Genomic DNA, 15,108 nt, shown 5'->3' on the forward strand with positions numbered 1-15,108 from the left:
TAACCGGCCCGTTCCAGGCCCATAGGGCTGAATAGTTGCTTCTATTACAGTTTTTTCTGCTTTCTTTTCTCCATCTTTTTCTCTACTTTCGCAGCATTCATTTGCCCTCAAGAATCTTATTTTAAACCAATTGTGCCAATAACCCCGTCCCCTTGACACACGTGCTCTAGGGCAAGAGATAACGGCTGATGACGAAGTCTTCCATGTGTTGCCGGGAATTATTTACTAGCGATGGTTATGGATTATTTAGTTTTGGCCAAGTTTAAGCAGTCACTTGATTTTGGAATGGCGCCGCTATGTCTCTAAGAATATAAGAATATTCTTTTTTTATAATCCGGCACGAAATACCGGTCACTTTTAGGTACTTTCACCATAACCCGTCCCCGACGAATAAGGGCCATCTAAAAGCCTGATGCTTTTTAGATGGTCCCTCTTCGAATGGAGATCACAGGTTCCCCCCCTGACTCCTTGATATTTAGCCGAGGACCGGCATTTACCGGTTGCGGGCGTCGCTGAAGCGCATTTCAGGATTGGCTAATTAATGTGGTCACGTGCCATCCCGTCTCAGAGAAGATCCTCATATGACCCCGGTTGACTTTCTGAAATCGTTGCAATGGAATACAGCACATCACCGCGAAACTGAAGCTGCTTAGTGCCATATATCCAAACCGAATCATTCTTTTCCCGGCGGGAGGGATTGCCCCAGCTAAGCTGTACTTGTTCTTTACTCATCCCTTCTTCTACATTTCCGGCTTGAATTTTCTGCCACAAAGCGTCAGATCCGCCGAGGCTAATTCTCGGATTTTTCATAAACAAGGCATTTTGCCAAGGAGGTGTCTCGGTCCAGGATTGAATGGGCATGTTGGTCCAACTGTATGCGATGGGTAAAATTGCTTTTTCCCCATTCACGTCAACAATCAGCCAAATGGGCTCCTGCGATTTATTACCTGCGTAAACATCAAGTACGACAACCGGAGCGCCAATCGGTGTGGACACAGATGCCGGCGGCGTGCTATTCCGTCCAGGGACATATAGCCCGGTCAGTTCTCTAAACTTAGGATAAACCGTTTTTCCCAGAAATTGCTGCCGGGCATTCCTCAGGTCGGCGCTTAACAGCAAGCCCTCCAACTGGCCCTGCATGGTACGCCCCACTAATTTTTCATCGGTTTCCTTTACCGTCATATAAACCATATATTCTTTTTGCCTGCCGCCTGCCGCAAACGGTACGATTTTAGTAACGACAACTTGCTTGCCAACATGTTCCGCATAAGGAATACGCAGAGAACGATCGCCCTCCAATCCTCGGGTTGCTTGCTCTGCGGCAAATATCTCGTAGCCGGTGGACTGCTTTTCCGCCGGCAAAGCCAGAAAGGTGAAGTCCTGCCCTGTCCATTGTTCGACTCTCACACCAGCTGGCGCCGTCCTGGCTGCCTCTGCCGGCACTGCCCCGGCACTGCCCAAACCAACTAATAAACTCAACACCAGCAACATCCGTAAACTAAACATTTTCATACTTATTTCCTCCCCATATTGCATCTTTTTTACTTCCTTAGTTCAAGTCATTATCCTTAAAATAGCGGAGACCCCTGACGTTATGCTTGCTTCGAGACCTTGTCGCCAATTGATGCATCCAGACGTTCGGAGCCACGGAAACAGCCCCCCGCAGGGAATCGCCGCTCACACTGTCTGTAGCGGCAACCATCCCTGACCGCCAAATTCCCAGCCGCTATCGGCGAAATCGGCAGACCTGTCTGCGTTCGCTACGGCGTCTCTGGCCTTGGATTGAACGCTGTAAACTTCGTTGAGCGTTTCCTGCGTTGCCTCCCGGATGTTCTGGCGCTTTTCTTCAACGGTGGCCGCACTTGCCATGGCGCCCGCCGTCCCCAGCAATGCAATCAGCAGGGTGAATATTTTCGTCAATATGTTCAAACGCGTGTTATCATTTCTTTCTGTTGCCCGGATCGCATTATTCACAAATGATCCTACAAGGTTCGCCGTCCTGTAATAAAATTAACCAAAAATACGATGACGGCAATTACGAGCAGAATGTGGATCAAGCCGCCCATAGTATAGGATGTAACGATCCCTAACAGCCACATTACGATCAAAATAATGCAGATTGTTTGTAGCATAGTCCTTTTCCCCTCTCCTAAAGTTTATCTTAAAGTCCGCGGTAAAACTCCGCCTCGACAGGCGGAAAAACGTCAGACAGGCCCGACTCCCCGCCAAAACTTAAAGGTCAGGCCAATGCCATGTTCGCCGCTGCACCGACATAAGGATTGGAACCACGGTAATACCGATTGCTAAGAATGGCTCTAAAGCCCATAGAATTATACTGTCTGCAATAAACCGTGCTCCTGCAATCCTAATGTTAGATTATTGGTGAGTTTGTGCTCTGCATAGAAATCGTCATCCACAAAACCAACGGCTGTCCGGCCTCTATCCAGGTTATTGACTCTTTTTCTCATCCGATTTTTGAGAATACAGACTTTAAAATTTCGCCAATCACCTTCACATAGAAGATGAATGTTTCCACTCCGTCATGCAAGCCGTCTGCCGTATCCGCCAAATCCGTCTTCAATGACCGAACTGCGTGACTTGTTTGGCCAATTGTTTCCGTCATGCTTACGCAGAGCAAATTGAGGTTCATCAATGCTACCGGGAGCAAGGAAAGAGTTTCGCGGATGTCCTTGTCGTGAGCGGCTAAAACTTGCCGGGCCTGGTTGAACAAGAGAATTGCCTGACGTAGAATGGCGATCAAATACGCACTGACAATGACCATCATCGAAATAAGGACGAACAAGCCAAAGTCATACAATGTAATATACATGGATTCCCCTGCTTTCAACAGAATGACTTAGCGAACAGCCGCGCACTTCGGCCCAGCCGTTCGTTTTTTTCATCGAGAAGTTTTACTTCTTTACGGTTAGCTCTTCGGTGACTTTTGTCTTTGTTTCTTGCAGTTTTTCTTGGGCTTCTTCCGCCTTTTCTTTAGCGCTTGCCAAAACGTCCTTAGCCTTGCGGGGAAATTCCTTAACAGCGTTGGCAATATCCGTGCGCGTTTCTCTGCCGGACTTAGGGGTCAAAAGGACACCGGCAACTGCCCCGACTGTCAATCCTACAGCCGCTCCGATCACGGTACCATTTATTTTTTTTGCCTGCCTTTTGCAAATCGATTTCTTTCCTTTTTCAATAAGATCTCTAATAGACATGTCTCTTACCTCCGATATTTTTATGCTGACATCTTGCGCTGGTTAAAAGACCCTTTCATGGCGATCTGCAGTTCTTTAGTTTTTTGCAAATGCATTTCTCAGTTTTTCAAGGCTTCTTACCCGGCCGAGAGATTCTGCTCTCATTGCAGCCTGTATGCGGCTTTGCCGTTGTGCCAAAAGGACTGCTGCCGAGCCTACCCCCGTGTTTACAGCAATCGCTCAGCTTCCAATTTCTCTTCAAACCGGGTATCCCGGTCTAAGATTTCCGTTTTTATTAACGCCTGCTCCAACTCATGGATCCGGCTTTCCGCCTGCCGCAGCGATAGACGCAAGCGAAGCTGGACCATCCCTTGACTAAGTAATGCAATAAGAATGCCTGCCCCTGTCGAGCCAAAGACTACGATGGCAAACGAAGTAGTGCCGCTCCAAGCCAAAAAATGGATCGTCACCGGTATGGCGTTCTGTATTGCAAAGAAGCTAACCAACACGGCAAAAACCATGGCAAAAATTAAATAGATCAAACAGGGTTCCCTCCTTTATCATCAGTTTGACCTCGGAAAGCATTGATAGGATAGTAAGGTGGTGAAGCGTTACACTAAAAAACTCACCGGCCTGCACGATGGACTAAGTCATAAACAGACAATTTTCCCCTCTGGCACCTTGCTCCTTAGTTGAACGCTGGGAACTACTTTTTGTGGTTACTGATAAAACTGTTATATTCCTCTTCGGCCTTGTCCTTGGTGTACCCATATTTTGTTTGTAAAAGCCCCATCAGTTTCTCTGATTTTCCCTCTACGGTGGTAAGATCGTCGTCGGTGAGCTTGCCCCACTTTTCTTTGACACCGCCTTTCAGCTCATGCCATTTCCCTTTCAGTATGTCTTCGTTCATATTTTTCCTCCTATTGGCTTCATTTTCCGCTTACTGCCACCCTACCCTTCCTTAATAGTATGCAATAAGCGTGCCAACACCTCCTCTTACCCCCGCCGCTCCTTACGTCGCCTGCAATCACGGGAAAAAGGCTTCCAGTTGGCCGAATAGCCGGCGGTCCTTTCCGCATAACAGATCCGTTCGCTTTGACCTGAACGGATCATTCCCGGCGATCTTTTGCTGCCTACCCCTTGCCTGTCGTACCGCGCAGGTTCAGAGCATTGCCTGTCCTCTGTAGACTTCCGCAACATATTGCCTGGGCTGCAGGCGCGGCAGGATGACCAATGCAAAAAGCATGGCTCCCTTTTTGCGGGTGCTCGTATTGTTCAGCGAGTAAACAATACACCCAAAGGGCCATGCTTTTACCTGTTTTATTTATTTTTACGGGCTTCTCCGCCCGCCGGTGCGAAGCCATTTCGTTGTTCTTGCCTGGAAAGCCTTCCAGGCAAGAATTGGCCCCGAACCCAGCATTTATTCCTTTGGCACCGCAGCGTTCACAGCGTCTGTTGGCAACTGGCGCGGTTTTGGCGTTGCCTTTTTTCGTTCCAACCGGCAGTAAAGGGAACGCCGGGAGATCCCTAAATATTTGGCGGCCTCCGTTTTATTCCCATAGCACAGTGCTAAAGACTGATGGACAAGACTGTCGATAAATTCTTCCAAATTGATCCCCGTTGCGGGTAAAAGAAAGCGATGAGGGTCAAGCATCCGGGCATTCAACGGTACGTCCAAAGGGATGGAGGTCACTTTCTCCAGGGTATTCAAATTCAGATGCAGGGGTTTGAGCTCCACATCGTCATACATCAGCACGGCCAATTCCATCGTATTCCTGAGTTCACGCACATTCCCCGGCCAGTCGTAAGCCAACAGCAAATCAGCCGCACTCGGGCCGATCCGGCGAAAACGCTTCCCTTTTTGTTCGGCAAACTGGCGGAGAAACATTTCAGCAAGCGGAATAATATCATCCGTACGCTCACGCAGGGGAGGAATGACGATATGACCGACTTTCAGCCGGAAAAACAAATCCCTGCGAAAAGTCCCCTGTGCCACCCGCTGCTCCAAATCCGCATTGGTGGCACAGATAATCCGCACATCTGTCTTTATTTTTTTCAAACCGCCAACGCGGTAAAATTCCTTTTCCTGTATCACTCTCAACAGCTTCCCCTGCAGCTCTAAAGGGATCTCGCCCACTTCGTCCAGCAGCAACGTACCGCCTTGCGCCACATCCAGTTTCCCTTTCTGCCCTTTCGTCAGGCCGCCGGTAAAAGAACCGGGCTCATAACCAAACAGTTCGCTTTCAAATAAACCGGCGGTCAGGGCCGCGCAATTCAGGTCGATGAAGGGCTCCTGTGTAATCCTATCGCCATAATGAATGATTCTAGAGATGATTTCCTTACCGGTGCCTGTCTCTCCCTGGATCAGCACCGGTATAGACCGGCCTTCATGAAATATCGCGGCTAACCTCAATAACTGGTTCATTTGGTCGGAGAAGAAACCGACATGATCGATCCCGGCAATTTGTGACAGCACCTGTTTCAGCCTGGATACCTCACGCCGCGTCTCTGCGGTTGCCGCTTGCACTTCTTCGCCAAAACGGTCGGTCAGCACTTTATTCTCACGGAGCAATGCGCGGTGTTCAACAATCCGCTCCGTAACCGCCGCCAGTTCAATCACGTTCACTGGCTTTAGCAGATAATCGTAGGCTCCCTCCCGTAAGATATCGACAGCGGCTCCCCGGTCATCATAATTGGTAAATAACACGACATCTGCTTTTTCTCCGGGCAGGGCCGTTATGCGATGCAGCAAATCTTGCCCCGGCATCGCCGGCATTTTGATATCGGTCAGCACCATCGAAAAAGCACCCGCATTATAGGTGGCGTAGGCTGCTTCAACGTCGCTTCGTTCCGTGACATGATGTCCCATTTCCCGCAAAAATCCGGCAATTCCCGCTCTGCTGTCCGTATCATAATCAACAAGTAAAATATTCAACCGAACTCCCTTCTCCTGCCCCCGCCCTTGTTACGGCGATTTCAAACAGGAATGCCGCCGCTGCTGGCTGCCTTCATCCGCTACGCGCTACGACGCTCGAAACAAAACCTTCTATAAAGAGCTTCGGCAAAATAATTTATTATCCTCTAAAGATACCAGTGCTTTATGTTATGTAAATAGTCATATCAGCCTTGCATCAATACGTGAACCGATACTTTCATGCTTTCCCCTATTCCTCTGCAATAAAAAGGGCAATACCCTTCTTACCCCGGCTCTTTGAACTATTTAACGGAAAATGTAGGATAATTCCCTGAAACTGTTGAATATAATAGGTTATAAAAAAATACTGGCGAATCATTTGCCAGGGGGTGGCCGTCAAGTGGACAAACAAAGCCGGAATGTAAAAACTGCCGAGCAGAAAGTAAGAACACGGATCGAAAATACAAAAGAAACACAGACTGCCGATTATTTTTCAGAGGATATTTCCGCTGGCAAAATACCGGAAGATGCTGAGTGTCCGACCGGTTATCAGGATTTATTTGACAACATGCCCAATGGGTGTGCCTATTACCGGATCCTATTTGACGCAGCAGGAAACTCTGTTGACCTGACCTATACGAAAGTCAATTCGGCCTATGCTGCCAATATAGGGCGTCCACGGAGCGAACTCATCGGCAAGCGGGTGTCAGAGGTTTTTCCGCACCTGACTGAAACAAGCCGCCAGTGGCTGCAAACGTATATAAAAGTGGCCTTGTCCGGGGAACCGGCGGCCTTTATCCAATATTCCGATCAGCAAGACAAGTGGTATTCCATTGCTGCGTACAGCCCGCAGCGTGGTCATGTGGTTGAGATATCGGAAGATATTACCGAGAGAAAACAAACCGAGGCCAACGCAGAGCAGTATATAGCTGAACTGGCAGAGAAAAATAGGGAGCTCACGACCAGCCAGTCCCGTTACCGGGGCCTGTTGGACCATATGCAGAACATATTCGAATACCATCGGGTAATCGCCGATGATCATGGCCAGCCGGTTGATCTTGAATTTGCCGAAGTCAATCCCGCTTTCGAAATGCGGACAGGCCTCAAGGTTGCGGATGTTGTGGGGAAACGCCTGCCTGTGGTCAACCATGGCATCGACAAAGCCACTTGGATTAAAATATTAGGCGACGTAGAACTCACGGGGCAGCCGATCATGCTGGAGCAATACTCAAAAAATACCGATTCCTGGTACAGAGTGTCTGCCTATAGCCCGGAGAAAGGGCATGTTGCCAGCATTCTGGAGGATATTACCGAACAAAAAAAAGCGGAAATTCAAAAAAGCGCGAACCAAAAGCAAGTCGCGTTGATCGAAAGAGTGGCATGGTTAGGCGCTTTGGCTTCAGGGGTGGCTCACGAGATTAATCAGCCGCTGCAAGCACTGAAAATCATGGCCGATGGGATGATCTATTGGCATGAAAAAGGGAAAGAAACGAGTATTGAAAAGGTGATTGAGAACTGCCAGGGTATTTCGGTGCAGGCCGGCTATATCACGGCTATTCTCGAATGGATGCAGGATTCCGTAAACAGGGCTTGGTCTCACACCCCAAAAGAAGTCGATTTAAACAAGATGGTTAAGCAAGCGGTCAGTATGGTTCAAGAAAGATTAAGGGTCCACAGCATTCAACTGCGGGAAAATAACACATGTACGGTTTCCCCTATCGTATGGGGAGATGTCAGGCGGCTAGAAGAAATCGTCATCATTATTTTGGTCAATGCCATCGAGTCTTTTGAGGGTGTGGACCAGGCTACAAAAGAGATTGTGATTACAACCTCATGTACCGGGGAAAAAGCGGTCATCGAGATTAGCAATAATGGACCGCCTATTCCTGAAGAAATTATCGGAAAAATATTTGAACCGTTTTTTTCCTCTGCAAAGTCCGGTGCCAAACTGGGTATGGGGCTGTCCATTGTAAAATCTATTGTCAATATTCATAACGGAACGATTCAGGTTGCCAGCTTGAACCAGCAAGTGATGTTTCAAATTGAAATTCCGCGATATGGGCCATGAGGACAGCAGTGCGACCCTATATTGAACGTGCAGGACAGGACGGCGCTTTTGTTGTTCTAAGAATATATGCTGCTGGAGAAAAACAAGCGTGGCTGGCAAACCCTACCCCAAACCGGCATTTTCTTTACCCTCAAAATGTAAAAATCCCGCATAAAACACAAGAAAATAATGGATATTTCTAGTCTATGTAGTTCCACGAATGACGATTTACGGACTTTTTCGTGGACTTTGCTTACATATTCACCGCAAAAGCTTTTTTTGAATGGTTTGTAAGAAGGTACTTGCAAGATACTCTATAATGTCTAATTACAATATACAATTGTTTGTTCAATGAAAACTATTGTTGACATAAACTACCATGCATAGTATAATAACTTATAAGATGTTTGAAGTTTCCGACGATTACTACAATGCAATATTGTGTTTTAGCCGCCAGGGGATATTAAAAACTGGGTGTGGTATATAATCATACTCGCCGGCATGCGCCGTATATCCAACATGGGGGCTTTTTCTTATGTGAAAATTCATCATAAGCACATGTGCTAATCAATAAAGATGCTCTCATCAGGCGATTGGTTTCACATTTTTTATAGAAAACATAATTTTTGGGAAACAAATGCAAATGTTTAGCTTGCGTAATTTAGACGTTTGTAAATTTTAAAATGAGACGGAGGATTATATATGCTTTGGTTTCTGATCATTGGTATTATTGCGGGTTGGTTAGCTGGTAATGTTATGAAAGGCGGAGGATTTGGCCTTATCGGTGATTTAATCATCGGTGTAGCAGGCTCTTTTATCGGCGGCTATTTGTTTAGTCTTTTAGGTATCAGCACCTATGGCACAATCGGTGAAATCGCCATGGCAACTTTTGGAGCGATTATACTGTTGTGGCTTATACGAATTTTTTAAGTAACTTTTATCTGCTGGTCAAACAAGAATAAAGTATTTAAAGTGCATCGGCAGATCGAGAAACACCAAACTGAGGTAGTGATGCCTCGTTGGCAAAAGCCATTCAATAAATATTAGGAGCGTGAAGAAAAATGAGACGTATTGTCGCTATGTTATTTTCAACTGTCTTAATGCTAGTTTTTGCCGCCGGCTGTGGCAATATCTCAGGTGGTGAATTTACCGGTAAATGGGTGAATTCTGAAAGGTCTGCAGAAACAGTCGAAATTAAGAAAAGTGGAGAAGGTTTTATTGTAACTCAGAGTACCCCGACCACCATCGCTAAAATCGTTAACAATGATGAAAGGAAAACAAGGGAATATCCAGCTGTTTTAAAAGATGGCGTTCTCGCTGTAAGTACAGGGTCCGAAACCAATACGATATCTTATGTCAAAGATGGCGATTTCCTGTTGTTTGAAGAACATAAATTTATAAGACAAAAATAACTTCGCCATTACAAGCAACACGAGATTGATGAATCCTTATTAAATTAACACTTGTTTGTCAGCTTAGAGCCTTCAGGCTCTTTTCTTTTTACCCTATTTCCGTTAGGTGCAAAGCCGCCACCGCACTTGATCCCTTGTTTGCGCACATGTCCACATTTTTATTTAGTTCTCTAGCCATTAAAAGCACCCTCTGCTTCAAGCTTCGCTTTAAAGTTAATTTTTCGCACTGTCCCGAGGTCATCGAACTTGATCACGTAGGCGGCTTTGTCGTGATCGATATCGACCACTGCTCCGGCTCCCATAATGCTGTGGACAACCCGGTCACCCGGCTTGAAGACCGGCCCGGAAGCTTGCATTACCAGCATTCTCTCGCTACTAGTGATATTCCAGTTTGTTTCATATACCAAACTGTCCTCCAATTCATTCGTGTAGGCAAGCAGAGTCTTGTCCACATTAAAGATGAAACGGGACGGATAGCGATACGAGCCGTCAAAATTGCGTCCTTCCGCATCGGTGATGAACAGCGCTTTTTTCGCCCGGGTGAAGGCGACGAAGGCCAGCCGGCGTTCCTCCTCCATGCCCTCGAGGGTTGCGGTCTTCCTCGATGGGAACACGCCTTCCTCCAGGCCGCAGAGAAACACATGGGGGAACTCCAGGCCCTTCGCCGTATGCACGGTCATCAGCTTGACCGCGTTCTGGCCGGAAAGAGCGTCGGTGTTTGTCAGCAGTGCCACATGGGCAAGATAGTCTTCCAGCGTGCATTCCTCGCCACAGGATATCTCGTATTCATAAACCGACTGCTTCAGTTCAGCCAGATTATCCAGCCGCTCCTGGCTGCCTTCCGTCCGGAGCATCACCTCATAGCCGCTCTGGTCGAGGACCGCGTTCAGCAGTTCGGAGACAGGCAAATCCTGATGGCCTGCCGAAAAACGCTCGATCAGGGCCAGAAACCGCTGTGCCTTGGTGCTCTTGAAAATTTCGTTATCAATTGTCCGCTCGAAGGCATTGTAAAGCGAGCACCGGTTCTGCCCGGCGTAGTCCTGCAAAAACTTCATTCGCCGTTCGCCGATGTTGCGCTTGGGCACGTTAGCCACCCGCAGGAAAGACAAGTCGTCCTTATAGGCTATCAGCCGCAAATAAGACAACGCGTCCTTGATCTCCATACGGCCGAAAAACTGCACGCCGCTATAGATTTTGTACGGGACTTCTTCCTTCAGCAATACCTCTTCCAGCATGCGGGAAATGTAATGGGCCCGGTATAGGATGGCAATATCGCCGAGCTTCACGCCATTAGCGATTAGCTCTTTAATTTCAGCCGCTATCCATTTGGCCTCCGTCTCCGCTGTTTTGGCGTGATGGTAGACAACCTTGGCACCATCCGGCAGCACCGGGAGCAAATCCTTTTTCATACGGTGTTTATTGTTTCCGATCAGAGAGTTGGCTACAGCCACAATCTGCGGTGTCGAGCGATAATTAGCCATCATCATGAGGGTGCGGACATTAGGGAATTCTTTGTCAAAGTCCAGTATATAGCGTACACTGGCTCCCCGCCAGGTGTAGATGGTCTGGTCCGGGTCCCCTACAATAAACAGGTTTTTGTGGTAAGCACACAATACTTTCATCAGGCGATACTGCAGTTCATCGATGTCCTGATACTCGTCGATCATGATGTATTCCAGCCGCTGTTGCCACTTTAATCGGATCGCCTCGTTGACGCTGAATATATGCAGTACATATTTGATCAGGTCGTTGTAGTCCAGGCCGAAGTATTTCTTTTGCTGATAAAGATAGCCCCAGAAAATAATGTCGTCTGTTTCCACGGCATGCAGGTACCTTTGCTGCAGCTCGTCCAAAGAGAACGCGATCATCGGCTCGTAGTACTCGGGATCTTTGAATATCTTGCGTATTTCGATCATGTCCCGCGCTTTGGCAAAGGTCATATGGCGCAGCGTGAGACCGCGCTCCTCATAGATGATCTTCAGCATGGCGTCGATATCGGCGTTATCCAGCACGAGAAAACGCTTCGGATACTGTACCGCATTGATATCCTCCTGTAAAACGGCTACGCAAAAGCTGTGGAATGTGCTGATATAGCCTGTATCGCTGTCGCCGGTAAGCCGGCGGATACGTTGTTTCATTTCATTTGCGGATTTATTGGTAAAGGTGACGCAGAGAATGTTGGCCGGCATGATGCCAATCTCGTTTACCAGATAGGCAAACCGGTGCGACAGCGCCCGCGTCTTGCCGGAACCCGCGCCGGCGATCACGCGGATAAAGCCTTCCGTAGTAGTTACAGCCTGTCGCTGCTGCTCGTTGAGCCCCGCTAATATATCGCTCATTCACAAATCACCACCATAAAACAGGATTTAAAATGCTGGTATTTTATCTTAGTCAAGCATGCTTGTCTTCCCAACACACTCCACATGTATGCGGGGTGTTGATCAGCAGCTTAATTCATTCCTTCCCACCAGGGAGAAAAATTTGTTGGAATACGCGCCTACGCCTAAATATAATCATCCTCTCGAATGGCATTCTAAGGGTTGAGGCGGTCAAACAAACCCAACTGTCCCCGCTATCTGTTTTCTCGAGTTCCCAATGGGTTGTGGTTTCTATGCTCAGCTACCTTTAGCGGCGAAAAGAAATACCGGCGTAGCAATTAAATCATTAGCCGGTATGGTGAAATTACACATTATTGGGAATATGTGTGTCAGCATTCCAAAGCCGCGAGGCGGCTTTCCGGATTTAGGGCTTAGCTGCCGCCTTGTCGATAATTCTATTAAAGTTTCGGCCGGTTGCATCCGCAACCAGTATCGCAGCCACAACATCGTCAGCGGTTACCGGAAACGGCTCGTTGTGAATCGATTCTTTTGGCGCCGTGGCAGCCTGAGCCACCTTGAACAGTTGCTCACGCGAAATTTTCTCCATCCCCAGATCAGACAGTGTCGTCGGCAACCCGACGTTCAGGCAAAATTCCACCACTTCTTTGATTTCTTGTTTTGAACGATTTTCAAGAATTAGCAACACTAACGTACCAAAAGCTACCCACTCGCCATGATACATATCGTGAGCATTGGACATTATCATAAACCCATCATAAATTGAGTGAGCGACGGAAACGCCGTTACTCTCAAAACCAATGCCGCTCAACAGAGTATTCGCTTCGATTACATTCTCCAGTGCCTTGGTGACAACCTTGTTCTCGATCGCCAACTTTGCGGAAAACCCGTCAGTGAGTAAGGTTTGATAACATAGTTTAGCAAGAGCATAAGAGGTCAGCGTAAATGTCCCTCCCGCCAAGTTGCGTCGATAGCTTTCCACACAAGTGCGAGCTTCAAAATAAGTGGCTAAAGCATCGCCCATGCCTGCAACCAGCAAACGGGCAGGACTGTTGGCGATAATTCTTGTGTCCACCAATACGATATTGGGGTTTCTTCTTGTTAAAAGGACCTCCTGGAAAGCCCCATCCTCATTATAATAAACAACCACCGAGCTGGTAGGCGCGTCACAGGACGCCACCGTAGGAATAATTACCAACGGAGCCTTTTCATAATAGGCCACGGCTTTGGCTGTATCGATTACTTTACCGCCACCCATTCCAACAATAACGTTACACTGGCCGCTTTTCGCCAGCTCACGCAAACGCTCCACCTCTTGCTTAGAGCATTCGCCGCCAAAAACCGCGTATGCTACCGCGACACCGGCATCTTTAAAGCTTGCCTCAGCGATGCCTTTCAGGTCGCTGAGCCGTCCCTGGCTGGCAATGATCAGAACGGAATTGCCTAAAGGAGCGACATATTTGCCGATACGGAGCAACGCATTGTCACCTTGGATATATTTCCCTGGAAACGCGATTGCTTGAGCCATTTAACTTACCTCCTATATCTCGTGAAAATAGTCCCTGGAGGTCAGGCTGTCGTCGGTAAGCCGACAGCCTGACCGGTATATTGCAACTTACCGCAATATTGCCTCCAAAAATAACCATACACCCGACTTGTTTAGCTCCATCAAGGAATGATAAGAAAATACTTTCTTTTCTTATCATTCTGCACACCTGCAACTACACCTGCAAAGAAAATGCCGAATCCCGCTAAACTACTCCAATTTCTTAAAGCCCCGTGGGGGAATACAAGAAATCCATTATCGAAGATAACCCAAAAGTCGAACCCCTTGTTTGACGAAAACAGCGCTGCGGCGTTCTGTGAAGCAGTAAACGCATGGCAAAAATCGGCTACGACAAAACCAGTGATCATCAAAAGACACATCTGCATAACAAATGTCAGCAACAGCCAAAAACGTTAGCGCCATCGTCAATTAGCTCGATTGGTCGGTGCTCTGTAAAGACCAGGGCTATTAGGTAACGCCCTTGCCATGCCCGGCTGATTAACAGGAGTACAGCCACCATCTGCGCAGTAAAAAATTCCAGAAAAACACGAGGCCGGTAGCCCCAATCTTGGCTGTCATCGGATCGATATGTGCCAATTCAATAGCTAAGGCTATAATCAACAGGTCAAGCAATAAGCCAGTGGTATTTATGGCTAGTATACTTAAGGCCTCGAGGCTTGCATTGAACTTGCACTGATTTTTAAAGACAAACTCTCTTCCCAGGAAAAAGTTGACGATAACGGATAATATAAAGCTGCCGGCCGCCGCAGCTATATAATGATAGCCAATTTTCAGGTGCAGAACGTAAAATAAGCTCCAGTCTGCCAGGGCCGAAATACCGCCAACGCAGAAATAGCGTATAAACTGATTCAGTAAGCCCCTATTTCGAGATAACATTTTTGTTGCTATCCTGCTCAAACTTTACATCATTTAGATTAAACCAAGTTTCACAGAGCGCAATGAAATACCATTTCAAATAGAATGGCAGCCATCTAAACAATTGGAAGCGTGATGCTCCTGCTGTCCGTTCCTGCCAGGAAGAAGGAACCTCCGTTATTTTATAGCCATTCAAATAGGCTTTTACCGTAATTTCCATGCCGATTTCAAAACCGCCGGCACTCTCAATTTGAATGGATTCAATGACCGCCTTGTGATACATTTTAAAACTGTTGGTTATATCGTGCGTAGCAATTCCTGTTGCCCAATGCAGGCTTACGCCCGCCAAGCGGGACAATGCCTTTTTAATGAGCGGTCCCCCATATTGGCTCCCGCCTTTCATATACCGCGAGCCGCAGACCAGGTGATTGCCCTCTTTTACAATTTTATCGTACATTAAATCCACGGCTTCCAGACTATCTGATAAATCGGCCATTAAAACCAACACGATATTGCCTTCAAAGGTATGCAAACCTGTTTTTATGGCATTTAACGCACCGCGGCCATAGATATTCTTTTTTAAATAAATTGGAAAATCATACTTTAAGCGCACCTCATTCACAACAGGTAAGGTGTTATCATCTGCGCAGTCATAGATCAGCGTCAGCCGCTTTTTGGTCTTGACACTGCTCGCTATCTGATTCAGCAAGTTTTCGATATTTGCCCCCTCGTTATATACCGGTACAATTACATCAAGCATGTTATACACCTCCTTGTTTCCTTGTC

16 protein-coding genes are annotated in these 15,108 nt (G+C 47.3%); 3 read left to right on the plus strand and 13 right to left on the minus strand.

The features are described from left to right. Positions 1-564: 564 nt before the first annotated feature. The 8 genes from BLR06_RS05180 to BLR06_RS05210 all read right to left on the minus strand — a co-directional run bounded on the left by BLR06_RS05180 (position 565) and on the right by BLR06_RS05210 (position 6,126). Positions 565-1,512: a hypothetical protein gene (locus tag BLR06_RS05180; protein WP_092069192.1), complete on the minus strand. Its 948-nt coding sequence runs from the start codon at positions 1,510-1,512 to the stop codon at positions 565-567. 165 nt (positions 1,513-1,677) lie between these two features. Then, positions 1,678-1,929: a hypothetical protein gene (locus tag BLR06_RS05185; RefSeq protein WP_245698024.1), complete on the minus strand. Its 252-nt coding sequence runs from the start codon at positions 1,927-1,929 to the stop codon at positions 1,678-1,680. Positions 1,930-1,982: 53 nt separating this feature from the next. Then, a complete protein-coding gene (locus tag BLR06_RS19175) occupies positions 1,983-2,132 on the minus strand; it encodes a lmo0937 family membrane protein (RefSeq protein ID WP_139164435.1) in 150 nt (49 codons plus the stop codon). A gap of 332 nt (positions 2,133-2,464) precedes the next feature. Further along, positions 2,465-2,830: a hypothetical protein gene (locus BLR06_RS05190; protein WP_092069195.1), complete on the minus strand. Its 366-nt coding sequence runs from the start codon at positions 2,828-2,830 to the stop codon at positions 2,465-2,467. A gap of 82 nt (positions 2,831-2,912) precedes the next feature. Then, on the minus strand, positions 2,913-3,212 hold the full coding sequence (locus BLR06_RS05195; protein WP_092069198.1) for a YtxH domain-containing protein: 300 nt from the start codon (positions 3,210-3,212) through the stop codon (positions 2,913-2,915). A gap of 206 nt (positions 3,213-3,418) precedes the next feature. After that, the gene (locus BLR06_RS05200; protein ID WP_092069201.1) at positions 3,419-3,733 is read right to left on the minus strand and encodes a LapA family protein; all 315 of its coding nucleotides are present in this window, start codon (positions 3,731-3,733) and stop codon (positions 3,419-3,421) included. A gap of 164 nt (positions 3,734-3,897) precedes the next feature. Beyond that, positions 3,898-4,101, minus strand: coding sequence for a CsbD family protein (locus BLR06_RS05205; protein WP_092069203.1), 204 nt, complete (start codon positions 4,099-4,101; stop codon positions 3,898-3,900). Positions 4,102-4,611: 510 nt separating this feature from the next. Then, positions 4,612-6,126, minus strand: a complete 1,515-nt coding sequence (locus BLR06_RS05210) for a sigma-54-dependent transcriptional regulator (protein ID WP_092069204.1) — start codon at positions 6,124-6,126, stop codon at positions 4,612-4,614. 379 nt (positions 6,127-6,505) lie between these two features. Here BLR06_RS05210 and BLR06_RS05215 point away from each other — a divergent pair, with 379 nt between their 5' ends. The 3 genes from BLR06_RS05215 to BLR06_RS05225 all read left to right on the plus strand — a co-directional run bounded on the left by BLR06_RS05215 (position 6,506) and on the right by BLR06_RS05225 (position 9,564). Further along, positions 6,506-8,173 carry a sensor histidine kinase gene (locus BLR06_RS05215; RefSeq protein WP_245698025.1) on the plus strand — a complete coding sequence of 556 codons (1,668 nt, stop codon included), beginning with the start codon at positions 6,506-6,508 and terminating at the stop codon, positions 8,171-8,173. 681 nt (positions 8,174-8,854) lie between these two features. Then, positions 8,855-9,082: a GlsB/YeaQ/YmgE family stress response membrane protein gene (locus tag BLR06_RS05220; RefSeq protein WP_092069206.1), complete on the plus strand. Its 228-nt coding sequence runs from the start codon at positions 8,855-8,857 to the stop codon at positions 9,080-9,082. Between the two features lie 131 nt (positions 9,083-9,213). After that, positions 9,214-9,564: a hypothetical protein gene (locus BLR06_RS05225; RefSeq protein WP_092069207.1), complete on the plus strand. Its 351-nt coding sequence runs from the start codon at positions 9,214-9,216 to the stop codon at positions 9,562-9,564. 170 nt (positions 9,565-9,734) lie between these two features. On the opposite strand, the gene BLR06_RS05230 is transcribed toward BLR06_RS05225, so the two are convergent. The 5 genes from BLR06_RS05230 to BLR06_RS05250 form a co-directional block, all read right to left on the minus strand. Then, entirely contained in the window at positions 9,735-11,903 is a 2,169-nt protein-coding gene (locus tag BLR06_RS05230; RefSeq protein ID WP_092069208.1) for an ATP-dependent helicase, read from the minus strand. 403 nt (positions 11,904-12,306) lie between these two features. Next, positions 12,307-13,428 (minus strand): glycerol dehydrogenase, encoded by a 1,122-nt coding sequence (locus BLR06_RS05235; RefSeq protein ID WP_092069209.1) that lies wholly within the window; start codon positions 13,426-13,428, stop codon positions 12,307-12,309. Between the two features lie 140 nt (positions 13,429-13,568). Continuing rightward, a complete protein-coding gene (locus BLR06_RS05240; RefSeq protein ID WP_139164436.1) occupies positions 13,569-13,817 on the minus strand; it encodes a hypothetical protein in 249 nt (82 codons plus the stop codon). 127 nt (positions 13,818-13,944) lie between these two features. Beyond that, positions 13,945-14,343: a GtrA family protein gene (locus tag BLR06_RS05245; RefSeq protein WP_092069211.1), complete on the minus strand. Its 399-nt coding sequence runs from the start codon at positions 14,341-14,343 to the stop codon at positions 13,945-13,947. Then, a complete protein-coding gene (locus BLR06_RS05250) occupies positions 14,327-15,082 on the minus strand; it encodes a glycosyltransferase family 2 protein (RefSeq protein ID WP_092069212.1) in 756 nt (251 codons plus the stop codon). The genes BLR06_RS05245 and BLR06_RS05250 overlap by 17 nt, the downstream gene beginning before the upstream one ends. Positions 15,083-15,108: the final 26 nt, after the last annotated feature.

Origin of the sequence: Dendrosporobacter quercicolus (assembly GCF_900104455.1) — a bacterium.
In the GTDB taxonomy this organism is placed as follows: Bacteria; Bacillota; Negativicutes; order DSM-1736; family Dendrosporobacteraceae; genus Dendrosporobacter; species Dendrosporobacter quercicolus.